Below are 16,062 nucleotides of genomic sequence, written 5' to 3'. Positions count from 1 at the left end.
CTATTAACCTAAATATGATATCCTAAAAACAACTTTTTGTCTAAAACTGACAACTATTATACAATAACTAACTAACTATTTATTTCTTGTTGTATGAGAAATTATCTACATCTATGTATCCACCAGATGAAACGGTGGCATAATTGAAAATGGCATATCTTGTGCCCATAAACAGACGGCGATAATCAAACTGCATCTTGTATTCTTTACCTATGCTTTTCCAGTTTTTATTATCCGTACTGTAGTAGAATGTAGCTATATCACGTCCAAGTCGGAAGTCTCCATCTATTCTAAGATAAATTTTATTAACCTTCAACTCTACGCTATCCTCTTTTGAAACGTCAACACTTTCTATCTTTTTATCTCTATCAGAAAGATTAACAACAGCAGTCTCCATTACTAAACTGGTTTTACTTCCATTCTTACTAATTGTAAGTAAGCCTGAATTACCATTGAACGCAGCAAAACCAGCTTTGTCACCATTCACCATATGAGTTATGTCAATTGCAACAGTTGCACTGCATTGAGGTCCTTCCATTCTTTGTGATATTGTATTGGGAGCTGCAAAAATATTATCAACGACTCGACTTGTCTTGAGTCTCAAAAATCCTCTACGTTCGGTCAAAGACCATGAATTATCCACCGGGTTATGATTCCACTGCCAGTTTATCTTTAGTTTGCTGCTGCTAAAATCATCACTTACTACAAGCGGCATTTTCTTATATCCTTGGACAGGTATATTCATAACAGCCGGAATCTTGCCATTTTCGTCACCAAGCATAGGCCATCCATCAATCCATCTGCAAGGCATAAGAGTAAGAACACGCCCAACAGCACCACGGTCCTGGAAAATCACCCCATACCAATTGCCTTTGGTATCATCTACAATAGTACCCTGACCTGCATAAGGGAATCCTGCAAAATTATCTTCCAATATAACTTTTTTCTCATATGGACCGGTAATACTATCTGAACGATAACAAACCTGTCTACGAGGTTTTCCATATGGCCAAGATATCATCAATAAATAATATTTCCCATTATGCTTTATAGCTCTACTGCCTTCCAGTAATCCGGTTTCAGTACTATCACGTTTGAAGACTGTCATATCCACGCCTCCTGTTTTAAGACCTGTGAGTGTAGAATTTAACTCTTGCAACCGTCCTGTACCGCTAAAGACATAGAATTTTCCATCGTCATCAAAAAGAAACGAAGAATCATGAAAATGAGGAAGTCTGGAATGAAGTGTCCATCCTTTCTCTGGTTTATCAGTCGTATATATATATGTATTACCACCTTGCGAATCATTTGGAGCAAATAGAGCATAAAATTTTCCCTTATAATACTTTAGAGAAGTTGCCCACTGTCCACGACCATAAACAGTTCCACCTTTCATATCATATTTAGGTGAATCAGTAAGTTTATTGAATAAATAACTTACGGTCTCCCAATTTACCAAATCCTTTGAATGCATAATTGGTGCCCCCGGCATAAGATGCATTGTTGTACTTACCATATAATAATCACTGCCTACACGTATCACATCAGGATCTGGAACATCAGCCCATAAAACCGGATTATGAAACACATTACCACCATAAACAGTAACACTGAGCAACAGCAATATTGAACAAATATATTTTTTCATAAATACTATTTTAATGCTGCAAAGGTAATAGTTTATTTAATATATCTTTTTTTTCTTTGTAACACGTACATTCGCATATGTTACATAATAGTCAAAAGTTATATTAATTAGTGCAATCAATACGTATCAAAACAATTAAATGTTAGTTTTTTATAAGTATATATGTATATTAGTAAATTATAAAAAGATATGAATGTAGGCCCTATATCTTTAATTTAAAGGCGAACAAATAAGATAAACTAAAAATGACAAACACAAATATGACGAAAGTACGATACATTTTCTTTACAGTAGTACCATACCAGATAATTTAAAGGCTATTAAGTAAACAGGACTTCTATTTCCAATATTTTTCTAATCTTTTAGCTTCTTTTGATGTAATCCATACAACGGCTCCATGCTTTTGTTCAGTAAAATTAGTACGTTTCATTATTCCTTCGTCAAAACGTCCCAAATTTTTAAAATGCACGAAATCACTCGTTTCTAAGAAGCCAAAATTATTAGGTTTAATACTATATATGTCATACATCAGTATCCACTTGTTTTCTCCTATTCTTTTCCATACATTAGGTGCTTCACAACCACCTTTCTCCATATCATAATAGCTGTCGTCGTATTTATACCCTGTATTAATACTATCCGAGACAGCCTGCTTAATACCCGCTGTACCATCATGTGAACAATAGAAAAGATGATACTTTCCATAAATATTGGTTATATCTCCATCAATAGCAGATATACTAGATTTTGGATATGTAAATAGCACTTTAGGCAGAGTTTCTATTTTGTTATAATCATTGTTTACATAAGAATAGCAAAGCATATCTAGTCCATTTCCATGGCGTATTGTGTAATATAGCATAAGTTGGCCGGTTTTATCATCATAGGCAGTCTCCGGAGCCCATACACATCCTATATCAGCCAACGATGGATCGAGCTCATCAAAACGGATATTCGCTCTACTCCAATGAATAAGGTCAAACGATTTCATAAGAACAAGCGCGCGATTGTTGCCCCAACCAAATGCTTTTCCATCCCGTTCCCAGTCTGTAGTTCGGTATCCCGCCTTTTTTGCATATATATTAAGATCGGTCATGGACAGATAAAAAGCACCATCAGGACCACGAAATATATGAGGGTCTCTTATACCCTTTTGCAGAGCTATAGTATCACCGGATATGACCGGATTACCATTATTAAGAGCTGTAAATGTATATCCATCACGACTGATAGCCATATACAAACCATGTGTAGCATCTTTATGAAAGACCATAAGGTATGCCTTCATGTCCTTTTCTTTGGGGATATATGTTTTTTTAGCTTGTAATGCACTAAATATAATGCTTAGCAAAACCAATGCAAGTAATTTTTTCATTCTTAGTTTTTTATTCTCCACAAAATTATGCTGCAAATATACCAATTTATTTTTAAACATAAAATTGTATAATATAAAAAAAGAGACTTTCATTACTTAGAAAGCCTCTTCTTTTATATTAAATCATCAATTTTCAAATTATCTACGACCTTCTACTTTTAGGTCAATTGCAATTCCTAATAATGTTGCTAACACAAATGCAACAAATGTTAATCCTGTAAATACTAAAATACTCATAATCTTTTTACCTTTCTAAAACTTTAATTTGTTATCCTTTAATCCTTTTATCGTTGCAAAGATACTATGTTTCAATGTTTTAGCAATGAAAAGCCGGACAATAATGATAGATCCAGCCGTTTTCTTGATGCAAATCAAACTCTTATAATTTCACTATATAATAAAAGTATGATTATTAAATTTAATTTAGTTCCGTTGATTAGCAATCTGTTTTATATCCTTTAGAGTCACATTCCCGTATATATTAACTATATTGATTTCATCTTTTTCTATAGAGAGCAATACAAATTCATTTTTACCATGACCATGAGATTTCCCATATATGAGAGTGATTTCTCCATCTTCATTTAGATTCATCATTTCAACGTACTTATATTTATTGTAATAGGCAATTGCGTTGTTCTTAATGCTTGGCACCAGAGATGGTCTCTCACATGAAAGAACTTGAAGACGGTCTAGTTTTCCGGCAATCTTACTTACATCCTTATTTCCCGCATTCATTTTCGGCATCATACCAAGCAATGCCTTTGAAATATAAACAGTAGAAACACCGTTAGTATTACTATATTTTTTAAATAATGCATCCTGGGCAAATATCATGCTGCATGATAACACCATAACTATTATAATAAGTATTTTTTTCATATTATCAATTATTTATTTTATTAACTTTGTCTAAACCATTATTAAGACTCAATGAAAATTTCATAAGCGCCCGCTGAGTTTCAGCATAAGCATCTTGAGGATTATTATATGTATTCTGTTTTGCTTGTTCTGTCTTCTGATGATAGTTGTTTATATAAAAACTGAAAGAAAATATAATAAGCAAAGATGCTGCAACACCTGCAATCCAACGAAGACTTATTGTTCTTTCCTTCCTTTGAGATGCTTTTTCAATCATGTTCCATTGATCAATATGTTTTGACAGATTCTTATTGAGACTTGTAAATGTATCTTTGTCAATATCTGGTGGGCAAAAAGCTTTCTGGCATGCTATGAAAAATTCTTTTTCTTCTGATAGGCAGGCATCTACATCATCTCCACAAAAGTAATTGCGCAAATTCAGTTCTTCGTCAGAAGTCGTTTCCCCTTTGTAGAATTTTCCTAACAGTAATTTTATTTCATTTACATCCATGATCTAATATATTTTTAAATTGTTTTCTTATTGTTGTTCTTGCTCTGCTTAGTGTTGTTCTGATATTAATATCTGTCAATCCTGTAAGAGCCTTAATTTCATTTGTATCAAGTCCCTCGACATCTTTCATAATGATTACCTGCAGTTGTCTGTCAGGCAAACTGTTTATTAAATTTCGGATACGATGACTTGCATCAAGGACTTCTAGCTGGTGAATAATATCCGTATCAGATGGTATATGTATCTCTTCTGCCACCTTACTACTTTCATCTAAATGCCTTTTACGAACTGTATCATAATAAAGATTACGCATCGTCGTTATAGCATATCCTTCTGGCGTTATGTCTGATGGCAAATTGTCACGATGTGTCCATAGTCTTAGAAATGTATCTTGAACAAGATCTTCTGCAGACTGGATATTACATGTTAGCCGTATTGCTATTCTGTATAAGTTATTACTTAACGGGATGAATATCCGCTTAAACTGTGATGCGTCCATCTAATTTTACTTATTTGAGTGCATCATATCATGGATTTTGCTCGGATCAATATTGCCAAAGATACGGACAAGTTGACCTTTTCCTCCTTTTTCGATATTAATAATAACTAGTTCTTTTATTGATTTATCTTTAGTGCGATAATAAATTTTTGCCATTTCTCCATCATCATTACTATTGACCATTGTCTCAAAGCCCTTAAAATTAAAATTTCTTGAAACTTGCTCGAATTTTTTATTTGTCAACGAATCACTTTTTGACAAATCTAATACTTGCAAAGAATCAATACTCTCTAAGTCTTTCTTTGCCTTTTGATCTAAATTCATAGATTCCAACATTTTGGGGTTCACAACCTGATATTCCACACCTGGTTTTGACTTAAATTCGTTGAATACATCATCTAATGTCTGTACCTGTGCCTTTGCTTCCATTCCAGCTAATACTAGGAATACAACTAAAATTAATTTTTTCATACTACTGAATTTAATGTTGTTAATAATTTATTATTGTACTTACTCACCACACTGTCAATATGTATTTTATATTAGATGTTATTATTGACATTTTGCTATAAGTAAAGCACTTCAATCTTATAAACGTAATTTTACAGTAAAACGTTACATTCAATATTAAAAAAGTTTAGTAAAAGAATTATATCTACCAAAAAACCATACATTCCGTAGAATGTATGGCATATAATAATTATAAAAATCTGATATTAAGAATTAATCTTTTTCAATTCCTCATTTACACTATTCGTCAACGTTACAAACTGCTGAATGGATAATTGTTCAGGACGCTGAGTCATTATATCTTGTTCATAGAAACCTTCTGACGGTTTCGTTACCGGGAACATCTGCCTCAAACTTACACGCAGCATCTTTCTACGCTGGTTAAACACAGTTTTTACAAGTCGTTTAAATAATACCTCATCACAGCCAAGGTCTGTAACTTGATTACGCGTCATCCTTATTACAGCGCTCTTAACCTTTGGAGGAGGGTTAAACACGTTTTCGTCTACTGTAAAAAGATACTCTACGTCATACCATGCCTGTATCAACACACTAAGAATACCAAATGCTTTCGAACCCGGTGCCGATGCGATACGCTGTGCCACCTCTCTCTGTATCATGCCTGTACAACAAGGAATAAGATTCTTATTCTCAAGCATTTTAAAAAATATTTGTGATGATATATCATATGGATAATTGCCTGTCAGAACAAACTGCTTACCATCAAACAGGTTTGTAAGGTCCATGCGAAGGAAATCTTCACCGATTATATTATCATCCAGTTTCGGGAAGTTTTCGTGTAGATAAGCAACTGACTCCGCATCAATTTCAACAACACGCACATCACGGTTCTTAGTAACCAGATATTGTGTAAGCACTCCCATACCCGGACCTACTTCCAATATAGGAATATCAGGACATGCGTCTACTGTATCGGCAATAGCCTTTGCTATACCTAAATCGGTAAGAAAATGTTGACCGAGATTTTTCTTTGGCTTGACTGCTTTCATATGTTGTTTTAATTTATTTGTTTGCAAAGATAGTGTAAATCGAAGACAACACAAAATGAATTCATTCATTTTTGTTGTTTATACAGAGCCTATCTTGTATAAAGATAAACAGAAAAATCAACAATTATGCATTTATGTCAATTATAATCACGATATTTGCACTAACTTTCGAAAAAGCAATCAAACATGACTATAATTGGAATAGCCGGGGGTACCGGTTCAGGTAAAACTACCGTTGTAAAAAAGATAGTAAAAGCATTGCCTCCACATTATGTGGCTGTTGTGCCTTTAGACTCTTATTATAATGACACTTCAGATATGACTGAAGAAGAACGTCATGCCATAAATTTTGACCACCCTGATGCATTTGACTGGAAGCTCCTTATCAAGCAGATTAATGATCTGAAAAGTGGCAACGCCATAGAACAACCAACATACTCATATCTGGATTGTAACAGACTGAAAGAAACAGTTCATGTTGAACCAAAACCGGTTATAATAATAGAAGGGATAATGACCTTGCTTAATAAGAAGTTGCGTGATATGATGGACATGAAGATATTCGTTGACACTGATTCTGATGAACGGCTGATACGTAATATTCAGCGTGATGTCGTAGAACGCGGACGTACCGTAGACATGGTGGTAGATAGATATCTAAAAGTATTAAAACCTATGCATGAGCAATTTATAGAACCAACTAAACGTTACGCAGACTTAATCATTCCGCAAGGAGGAGAAAACCTAACCGGTATAGATATCCTATGCAAATATATTGAGGGTATTGTTCCTAAAGACTGAAGATGAAGGCATTAGCAAATAACATAATAAGAATTGTTTTACCACTCGTTTTAGGAGGTGCCATACTGTACTGGATGTACCGTGGTTTCGACTTCAGACGTATTGAAAATGTGCTTTTGCATGATATGAACTGGACATGGATGTTACTTTCTTTTCCTTTCGGCATATCAGCACAGATGTTTCGCGGATGGAGATGGAAACAGACTTTGGAACCTATTGGAGAGCATCCGAGAAACAGCACAAGTGTTTACTCTATTTTTATATCTTATGCAGCCAGTCTTATCATACCAAGAAGTGGAGAATTTGCACGATGTGGTGTGCTTAAAAGATATGACGGAGTGTCGTTTACAAAAGCAATTGGAACAGTTGTAACAGAACGAGCAATAGATTCTCTTTTAGTGCTTATCGTCACTGGAATCACACTTATAATGCAATTAAAAGTATTTGCAACTTTTTTTGACAGGACAGGTACAAGCATAGATTCCTTACTTAAAAGATTTTCAATAACCGGCTATATTGTAACTGCAATATGTGGTATTTCAGCTATAATACTATTACATCTGCTACTACGCAAATTATCTTTTTACGATAGAGTAAAAAGAACATTAAAAGATATTTGGCGAGGAGTCGTTTCCGTAAAGAATGTAAAGAATATTCCATTATTTATATTTTACACGTTCGGTATATGGGGAAGCTACTTTTTACATTATTACCTTACATTCTTTTGCTTCGATTTCACTTCAAATCTAGGACTAGAATGTGCATTGGTAACATTTGTTGTTGGAAGCATTGCTGTAATTGTACCTACACCAAACGGCGCCGGGCCATGGCATTTTGCAGTAAAGACAATGCTTATTCTTTACGGAGTAGTTGATGAAAAGGCACTCTACTTCGTACTTATTGTGCATACCATACAGACAATACTAGTGATTCTTATCGGTATATACGGATGGGTAGCACTAAGTTTCACCAAAAGAAATATAATTGATTCATTACAAGAAAATTAATATTAAAAACAAATATTATGAGCGAAATTAAAAATTTAAAGCCACAATGCATTTGGAAAAACTTCTATGCACTAACACAAGTTCCACGTCCATCAGGACATTTAGAGAAGGTTCAGCAATTTTTACTGGATTTTGCAAAAGATGCTGGTGTAGAAGCTTTTAAAGACCCTGCCGGCAACATCGTTATGCGCAAAGCTGCTACTAAAGGTATGGAAAATCGCAAAACAGTAATTATGCAGGCACACATGGATATGGTGCCACAAAAATCTAAAGATAGTAAACATAATTTTGAAACAGACCCTATTGAGACGTATGTTGATGGTGACTGGGTCAAGGCTAAAGATACTACATTAGGAGCTGACGATGGCTTAGGTATTGCCGCTATTATGGCAGTAATGGAAGCTAAAGACTTGAAACATGGCAATATTGAGGCTTTGTGTACACGAGATGAAGAGACAGGTATGTATGGTGCCAACGAATTGCCTGCAGGCGAACTAGATGGTGATATACTGCTAAACCTAGACTCTGAGACTGAAGGAGAAATGATTATAGGTAGCGCTGGTGGAATTGATATCACAGCCGAACTTGATTATAAAGAAGTAGACACTGACAACGAAGATATTGCTGTAAAAGTAAACATTAAAGGTCTACGTGGAGGCCATTCCGGCCTTGAAATAGCAGAAGGAAGAGCTAATGCAAACAAACTGATGGTAAGATTTGTAAGAGAGGCTATCAGCGGCTTTGAAGCTCGTCTTGCATCTTGGGACGGGGGAAACATGCGCAATGCAATACCTTTCGAAGCTGATGTCGTATTAACTCTACCTAAAGAAAATAAAGAGGCTCTCAAAGAACTTGTAGGTGATTACGAGCAACTTTTCAATGATGAATATAAAGGAATTGAAAAAAATATTGAATTTTCTATTGAGGATGTAGAGACTCCAAAAACAGAGGTTCCTGTTGAAATACAAGATAATCTGATTGATGCAATATATGCATGCCATAATGGTGTGATTCGCAACATACCTTCAATACCTGAGATTGTTGAAACATCTTCAAACTTAGCAATAATAAACATTGGCAATAATAAAGCTTCTATTAAAATACTAGCCCGCAGTTCTAGTGAAAGCATGAAGGATTATATTGCCACAACCCTTGAGAGTTGCTTCAACATGGCAGGAATGAAAGTTACGCTGAGTGGTGGCTATCAGGGATGGGATCCTAATACAGACAGTGAAATAATAAAGGTCATGGAGAACATCTATAAAGATATGTTCAAAAGCGAGCCTTCTGTAAAAGTTTGTCACGCAGGACTAGAATGCAGCATAATACTTAGCAAATATCCTAATCTTGATATAGTATCTTTCGGCCCTACTCTATTGTCTCCGCACACTACTAAAGAACGTGCCAATATACCTAGTGTTCCTAATTTTTGGGATCTACTCGTAAAAACATTAGAACAGATTCCTGTAAAGAAATAGAGTGATTGGCATAAAATGCTAATCTTGTCATTGAATAAAATAAGATTCTGAAAATCTATTAAGACTAGTAAGAATGGTAAATAATTAAGATATAGCAATCACGAATAGGTATGAAAAAACATTTTGTCATATTCGCCTATAAAATGATTGCTATTCTTAATTTAAAATGTTAAATACTTCTTATTTTCAATTAAAATTTTTACCTTTGCACAGCAAAATCAAAAATTTAACAACAAATGGACGATTATCACGCGGAAAATATGAATTTGTAGGCACGGGTGGATGACTCACGCAGTTAATCCTTCGTTCCTATTTTATATCATTGGAGGATTAACAGATGAGAACATATTGGAATACAAGCAAATGCTTGAAGGCCATTGATGAATGGCAACCGAATTGCTGGATACAAGTAACATGTCCAGCTGAAGAAGATCAGCAAGAACTAACTGATAAATTTCAAATTCCAGACTATTTTTTATCAGATATCAGCGATACTGATGAGCGTGCCCGCTACGAATATGACGATGGTTGGATGCTGATCATTCTCCGTATTCCCTATGTCAAAGAAGTAAGATCAAGAACTCCTTATACGACTGTACCACTTGGTATTATACACAAACGTGATATAACTATAACAGTATGTAATTTTGAGACCAACATGATGATTGATTTTGTAAGTTACCATCAGAAGAGAGGCGTAGGATTTACAGACTACGTAGATATGATTTTTCGCCTTTTCCTTTCTTCAGCTGTATGGTACTTAAAACGTCTTAAACAGATAAACAGCTTGATTGAAAAATCGAAAAGGAATTTAGATAGAGAAGTCAATAATGAGTCACTTATAGGTTTGAGCCGTTTACAAGATTCACTTACTTATTTTATCACATCAATACGAGGCAATGAAACATTGCTTACAAAGCTTAAATTTAAGTTGCAGGTAGACGAACTAGATGCCGATCTTATCGAGGATGTAAACATAGAGATGAGTCAGGCACGTGAAACCACAAATATATATTCAGATATTCTTGAATCAACGATGGACACGTACTCAAGTATAATCAATAATAACATGAATACAGTGATGCGTACACTTACATCTGTATCCATTATACTCATGTTCCCTACACTTATAGCAAGTCTATTTGGTATGAATCTTTTCAATGGCATGGAAAGAAACCCTTATGGGTTTATTATAGCGTTGGTAATTTCATTCATTATTTCAGGCTTATCTTGGTGGATTTTCCGCAAGAAACGACTGATTTAGGATTAAAATGGTTAAAAAAATAAATAAAAATTAGGCAAATTCGATATTTTTAATTAAGTTTGCAACTCATAGATGGTGTGGAAAACCGAATCATAACTAAAGAAGTAAATGATGGACTCTCAAGAAAAAGCCCTAAAAGAGGGAATTTTAGAAGGAACAGCAGTAGAAAATGCTGCTAATAATGCTTGTGCTGAACCTAAAGAGGAAGCAAAAGCTGAAGTTAAACCTGTGGAAGAGGCAAATACAGTAGCTGAAGCTACCGAAGATGCTATAACTAAAAACGAGGAAGCTGACAAATCTGATAAGGATTTATACAAGACTAAGGCAGAGGTTTTAGATCGTGTGAAAGAGTTAGCTCATGGTGACGGCCCTCTCCCTAAGGATGAAATAGATAATCTGAAAACCGTTTTCTACAAATTGCATATCGCACAAAAAGACGCCAAATATAAGGAATATATTGATGCAGGAGGCGATCCTGAACATTATCAAATAATTCCTGATGACGACGAGGAGGCTTTCAAAGCAGAAATGACTATCATAAAAGAAAAGAGAGCTAAGATTTTTGCTGAACAAGAAGCTGAAAAAGAAGGAAACTACAACAAGAAGTTTGAAATCATCGAAAAAATAAAATCAATGGTTTCTTCACCTGAAGAGGCAAATAAATCATACAATGATTTTAAGCAATTACAACAGGAATGGAAAGAAATAAAAGCTATTCCGGCAAGTAAGGCCAATGAGTTATGGCGCAACTACCAATTGTACGTAGAACAGTTTTATGATTTATTGAAACTTAATATTGAAGCACGCGAATATGACTTCAAAAAGAATCTCGAGATAAAGACACACCTCTGTGAAGCTGCTGAAAAGTTAGCAAATGATGATGACATAATAAGTGCATTCCATCAGCTGCAGAAATTACATCAGGAATACAGAGAAACAGGGCCTGTATCAAAAGACTTACGCGAAGAAGTGTGGAATCGCTTTAAGGCAGCATCTACTATAATAAACAAGCGCCATCAGCAGCACTTCGAAGAGCTACGCTTAAAGGAAGAAGACAACCTTGTAAAGAAGACTGCTTTATGCGAAAAAATAGAAGCGATAGCAAAAGAAGAAAACAAGGGCGCTTCTGATTGGGAAAAGCATACAAAAGAAATAATTGAGATTCAAACAGAATGGAAGACCATTGGTTTTGCACCTCAAAAGATGAATATTAAGATTTTTGATAGATTCCGCGCCACATGTGATGATTTCTTTGGTCGCAAAGCAGAATTTTTCAAGACTCTAAAAGAGAAGTTTTCAGAAAACGCTTCAAAGAAGAAAGAACTTGTTGAAAAAGCAAAAGCTCTAAAAGATAGTGTTGATTGGAAGAATACCAGCGATGAACTTATAAAGCTTCAGAAAGAATGGAAGACCATAGGTATGGTACCAAAAAAACTTGGAGACCAGTTATGGAGTGAATTCCTTGATGCATGCAATCATTTCTTTGATGCACGTAATTCTGCAAATGCAGGACTACGCAATGAAGAGCATGAGAATCTGGAGAAAAAACGTAATATCATTGAGGAGCTGAAAGGACTTGCTGAACAAGTTGGAGACAACGCACAGGAAGCTGTACAAAAACTCACTGAAGAATATAACAGTATAGGTCATGTGCCTTTCAAAGAGAAGGATGTGATATATAAAGAGTACCATGATATTCTAGACACGCTATACAATAAGTTGAACATAAAAGTAGCCAAACGGAAATTTAATAATTTCAAAAATAATCTTAAGAACGTTGCCGCCAAAGGTATTGATGCTCTTGACAACGAGCGCGGAAGACTGCTTAGACAATATGATTCTGTTAAATCAGAGGTTCAGACTTATGAAAACAATTTAGGTTTTCTAAACTCTACTAGCAAAAAAGGTAATAACCTAATAGAAGAGATGAATCGTAAAGTGCAAAAACTGAAAGACGAGATGGAACTTATTAAGCAAAAGATTAAGGCCATTGATGCACAAAACAAAGAAGAATAATCTAGAGTTATATAATTAATGAAAGCGTCTGATACTATATATCAGACGCTTTTTTAGTTGTATGGCATATATGATAAAAACGATGAAATATAGTAATGGTTTTAACATATAATTTAAAGAGGCAAATACAATACTAATCACAATATTGTAGCCTACACTTTAAATTAGACGATTGTTGTTCGCAGAAAAACATTTTCAAACCTCAACCTCACTAATACGTAATAAGTACTTATAAATAAGTAAGTTATATGAGTGAGGTTTGCTGATCAAACCTCACTAAACCTCACTATTGTCTTTTTCCAAAGGTGGTTGACTGTTTAATTGTTAATTGACAATATAAGTTGTCTTAAATAATTACTTTTTAAAAATTATCACTCCAGGTTGACTTCGTAACTTGTTTGAGTACTAGACATGGAGTAGTCGTTGCAAAGATATTATATATCTTTGAACATTCAAAATTACTTTTCTGTTATTTCAAGTAGTACCTCCTTCTTTTTATAATTAGTATTCCATCGTCTTCTTATATTTCCACTCATATGATAAGCTTCTTCTGGTGTATGATAATCAAGGCTTAAATGAGGACGTTCATCATTATATATATGAATAGCCCTACAAACTTTTATAAATCCATCATCCAATCCATAGATTACTTTATCACAGAGCATTTCATTTTTGATTGTTCCATTAATTCTCTCGGCAACGGCGTTATTTCTTGGGTCACCATCCGTATACATGCTAATTTGCATACCAACAGATTTGAGTAGATCCGTATATGTTTTGCTATAATACTGACAGCCCCGGTCTGAATGATGTATCGGCATCACACCTGCAGGTAACATTGCCAAAGCCATCTTCAATGCAGACATCGCACCTTCCTGTGCAAGGCTTTCTGACAAATTCCATCCAATTATCTTACGGGAATATCGATCTGTTATAAGCCCAAGATAAATAAAGTCACCGGACTCTAGTCGGATATATGTTATATCAGCAACCCATACTTGATTAGGATGGTCTATGAATAGGTCCTTTATCAAATCGTGATATTCCAACCTATAAACGGTCAAGGTCGTTTGTGTACGATAGCAGCGCTTGTGTCGGATAAGACCGTGTATTCGCATCAGATCGTATGTTGCCTTCCTGCCTATTGTCAGATCCGAAGGAAGACGTTTTAATAGTATTCTATGAACCTTGTCACAGCTCAAATCCGGCATCTTTTCTCTTATAGAATATATCGCCTGAATAATTATTTCATGGCGCATAGCATCTTCTGATATTGAATTCTCATGTTTATAGTATGCCTGTTTTGTATATCCTATAATCTTGCAGAGAGAAACTACTGTATAAGTGTTTTCTTTATCTTCGAAAAGACTCTTCACTACTTCGAACCAAGTTTTTTTTTAATCTCGATGTGGAACAGCTTTTCGGCCACATCTATCATTGTATTGGCTATATCAAGACGCTCCTGAATGTCCCTGATTTGGATTTCCTTATCAAGTAACTCTTTCTTGATTGAGGCAAGTTCAAGAACTTGGTCTTCAGGATGCATGCTCATTGACGAATGAGATTTCTTTGAGGTTATCTTTCTCATGGCTAACTCCTCCTTTACTTCTTTTCTTGATGCAAAGATAACCTTCCATCTTGATATATTGGTAGGATCAACACAATATTTTTTTGCCACATCATTACGACTCATGCCGCTTAGGACATCGATAACGGTTGCTATACGGATACACTCCGGTGTTCCATGGGGACCACGTTTGTTCTTGAATTGTAAACCTTTTTCTTTTAATACTTCCATCTTTTTATGTCTTTGGGAGTCAACCTATTTTGGAGTAAGACACTATCTTTTTTCACAAAAAGGTATTCTTTTTATATTAGTTACACATGCTACTGAATTAGTACCTTTCCATCTAATTGGTATACCTCCTAAAATGTAATGTTTCAGCCATGAAATCAACTTGTTTTATTTAGCAAAACAAGTTAATTTGCACAACAAAACAACTTGATTTGTATACTAAAATCAATGCTTTAAAAACAGAAAAGTTTACTATTTAAAAGATATTTTTATTAGAGTGAGGTTTAGTGAGGTTTGATCAGCAAACCTCACTCGTATAACTTACTTATTTATAAGTACTTATTACGTATTAGTGAGGTTGAGGTTTAAAAACATTTTAAAAAATATCATAATAATAAGACATTCACACCTACATGTTTTTTATATTAGTAACGGTAGTTTTGTTTCTCAGAACTTTCCATTTATATAAAGAAACACATATCGCGTGAAAATATTTCAAACATTCATATTTTGTTTATCCAGTCGAATATTAAGGACTATAATAAATAAAAGATACAAAATATTCTACATTAAAAAACAGAATACCACAAAAGCATTAGAAATAATAACCTAAACAAATTCTCATATTCTGATCCTTAATTCCAAATTGCTTATTTTGCTCTATAAAACCCCTCTGGTAAGTAGCTGATAATGAATAATGAATTGCAAATATTAGTTCGGCTTTTATTTTGAAGCCTGTATCAAAGTGTTTAAATCCTTCTATTCTATGAATGCCAAATACATATCCATCTAAACATTTCCATTCATCAGAAACAGTTTTACCATCACCAATATTTGTAATTACTCTATCTTTAATAGAAGTAAAAGCATATCTGCTATAAATACCAATTGACGGAATGAATAAGAACTTATCAGATAATCGAAGATTATAACCTATCGCAATTGGAACTTCAACACACAATTCCTTTGTTTTAATTTGAGGAAATTCAGTATAAACACCTTTTTGTTCTCTATAATAATTACTGAAAGATGAGAACTCTCCAGCATTAAGTGTTATATCAAAACCTGAAGCAAATATTATATTATTATGCAACGTATACTTTAAATCACTACCTGCAACAAAACCCAAATTAGTTTTCTGATCATATACCTTTACCTGATCAACAGAATTATAACTGTGTACATCCACTCCTGCATGAACTCCGTAACTCAAATTCTGAGCTTTAGACTGCAAAGAAAGCAAAACAGATATGATAATCATTATTAAATCTTTCTTCATAATAGATT

Annotated in this window: 14 protein-coding genes and 1 pseudogene; 5 read left to right on the top strand and 10 right to left on the bottom strand. The window is 34.4% G+C overall.

Features of this window, described 5'->3' with window-relative positions; all coding sequences use genetic code 11:
• Positions 1-79: 79 nt before the first annotated feature.
• The 7 genes and pseudogenes from XYLOR_RS00535 to rsmA form a co-directional block, all read right to left on the bottom strand.
• The gene (locus XYLOR_RS00535; protein ID WP_036876030.1) at positions 80-1,648 is read right to left on the bottom strand and encodes a glycoside hydrolase family 43 protein; all 1,569 of its coding nucleotides are present in this window, start codon (positions 1,646-1,648) and stop codon (positions 80-82) included.
• A 337-nt stretch (positions 1,649-1,985) separates the two neighbouring features.
• Positions 1,986-2,954, bottom strand: a pseudogene (locus XYLOR_RS00530) (glycoside hydrolase family 43 protein); the annotation flags it as partial.
• Positions 2,955-3,446: 492 nt separating this feature from the next.
• Complete coding sequence (locus XYLOR_RS00525) at positions 3,447-3,905, bottom strand: DUF4252 domain-containing protein (protein ID WP_036876027.1); 459 nt, start codon at positions 3,903-3,905, stop codon at positions 3,447-3,449.
• 4 nt (positions 3,906-3,909) lie between these two features.
• The gene (locus XYLOR_RS00520; RefSeq protein WP_036876024.1) at positions 3,910-4,395 is read right to left on the bottom strand and encodes a PG0215 family putative anti-sigma factor; all 486 of its coding nucleotides are present in this window, start codon (positions 4,393-4,395) and stop codon (positions 3,910-3,912) included.
• Positions 4,382-4,894 (bottom strand): GFO_1088 family ECF-type sigma factor, encoded by a 513-nt coding sequence (locus XYLOR_RS00515; protein ID WP_036876022.1) that lies wholly within the window; start codon positions 4,892-4,894, stop codon positions 4,382-4,384. Before XYLOR_RS00515 ends, XYLOR_RS00520 begins: the two co-directional genes overlap by 14 nt.
• Positions 4,895-4,900: 6 nt before the next feature.
• Positions 4,901-5,365, bottom strand: a complete 465-nt coding sequence (locus XYLOR_RS13185) for a DUF4252 domain-containing protein (RefSeq protein ID WP_051508802.1) — start codon at positions 5,363-5,365, stop codon at positions 4,901-4,903.
• 245 nt (positions 5,366-5,610) lie between these two features.
• A complete protein-coding gene (rsmA, locus tag XYLOR_RS00505) occupies positions 5,611-6,414 on the bottom strand; it encodes a 16S rRNA (adenine(1518)-N(6)/adenine(1519)-N(6))-dimethyltransferase RsmA (RefSeq protein WP_036876020.1) in 804 nt (267 codons plus the stop codon).
• A 186-nt stretch (positions 6,415-6,600) separates the two neighbouring features.
• Between rsmA and udk the strand changes: the two genes are divergently transcribed.
• From udk to XYLOR_RS00480, 5 genes are all read left to right on the top strand, one after another.
• Entirely contained in the window at positions 6,601-7,215 is a 615-nt protein-coding gene (udk, locus tag XYLOR_RS00500; RefSeq protein ID WP_036876019.1) for a uridine kinase, read from the top strand.
• 2 nt (positions 7,216-7,217) lie between these two features.
• Complete coding sequence (locus XYLOR_RS00495; protein ID WP_036876018.1) at positions 7,218-8,222, top strand: lysylphosphatidylglycerol synthase transmembrane domain-containing protein; 1,005 nt, start codon at positions 7,218-7,220, stop codon at positions 8,220-8,222.
• 17 nt (positions 8,223-8,239) lie between these two features.
• Positions 8,240-9,700 carry an aminoacyl-histidine dipeptidase gene (locus XYLOR_RS00490; protein ID WP_036876017.1) on the top strand — a complete coding sequence of 487 codons (1,461 nt, stop codon included), beginning with the start codon at positions 8,240-8,242 and terminating at the stop codon, positions 9,698-9,700.
• A 337-nt stretch (positions 9,701-10,037) separates the two neighbouring features.
• Positions 10,038-10,964 carry a magnesium transporter CorA family protein gene (locus XYLOR_RS00485; RefSeq protein WP_036876016.1) on the top strand — a complete coding sequence of 309 codons (927 nt, stop codon included), beginning with the start codon at positions 10,038-10,040 and terminating at the stop codon, positions 10,962-10,964.
• A gap of 108 nt (positions 10,965-11,072) precedes the next feature.
• Positions 11,073-12,980 (top strand): DUF349 domain-containing protein, encoded by a 1,908-nt coding sequence (locus XYLOR_RS00480; RefSeq protein ID WP_036876014.1) that lies wholly within the window; start codon positions 11,073-11,075, stop codon positions 12,978-12,980.
• Between the two features lie 458 nt (positions 12,981-13,438).
• On the opposite strand, the gene XYLOR_RS00475 is transcribed toward XYLOR_RS00480, so the two are convergent.
• From XYLOR_RS00475 to XYLOR_RS00465, 3 genes are all read right to left on the bottom strand, one after another.
• Positions 13,439-14,356, bottom strand: a complete 918-nt coding sequence (locus XYLOR_RS00475) for an IS3 family transposase (protein ID WP_036876012.1) — start codon at positions 14,354-14,356, stop codon at positions 13,439-13,441.
• The gene (locus XYLOR_RS00470) at positions 14,356-14,778 is read right to left on the bottom strand and encodes a hypothetical protein (RefSeq protein ID WP_036876010.1); all 423 of its coding nucleotides are present in this window, start codon (positions 14,776-14,778) and stop codon (positions 14,356-14,358) included. The genes XYLOR_RS00475 and XYLOR_RS00470 overlap by 1 nt, the downstream gene beginning before the upstream one ends.
• A gap of 592 nt (positions 14,779-15,370) precedes the next feature.
• Positions 15,371-16,054 carry a porin family protein gene (locus tag XYLOR_RS00465; protein ID WP_036876007.1) on the bottom strand — a complete coding sequence of 228 codons (684 nt, stop codon included), beginning with the start codon at positions 16,052-16,054 and terminating at the stop codon, positions 15,371-15,373.
• Positions 16,055-16,062: the final 8 nt, after the last annotated feature.

Source organism: Xylanibacter oryzae DSM 17970 (genome assembly GCF_000585355.1).
GTDB lineage: Bacteria > Bacteroidota > Bacteroidia > Bacteroidales > Bacteroidaceae > Prevotella > Prevotella oryzae.
This window is presented reverse-complemented; position numbering and strand designations above follow the sequence as displayed.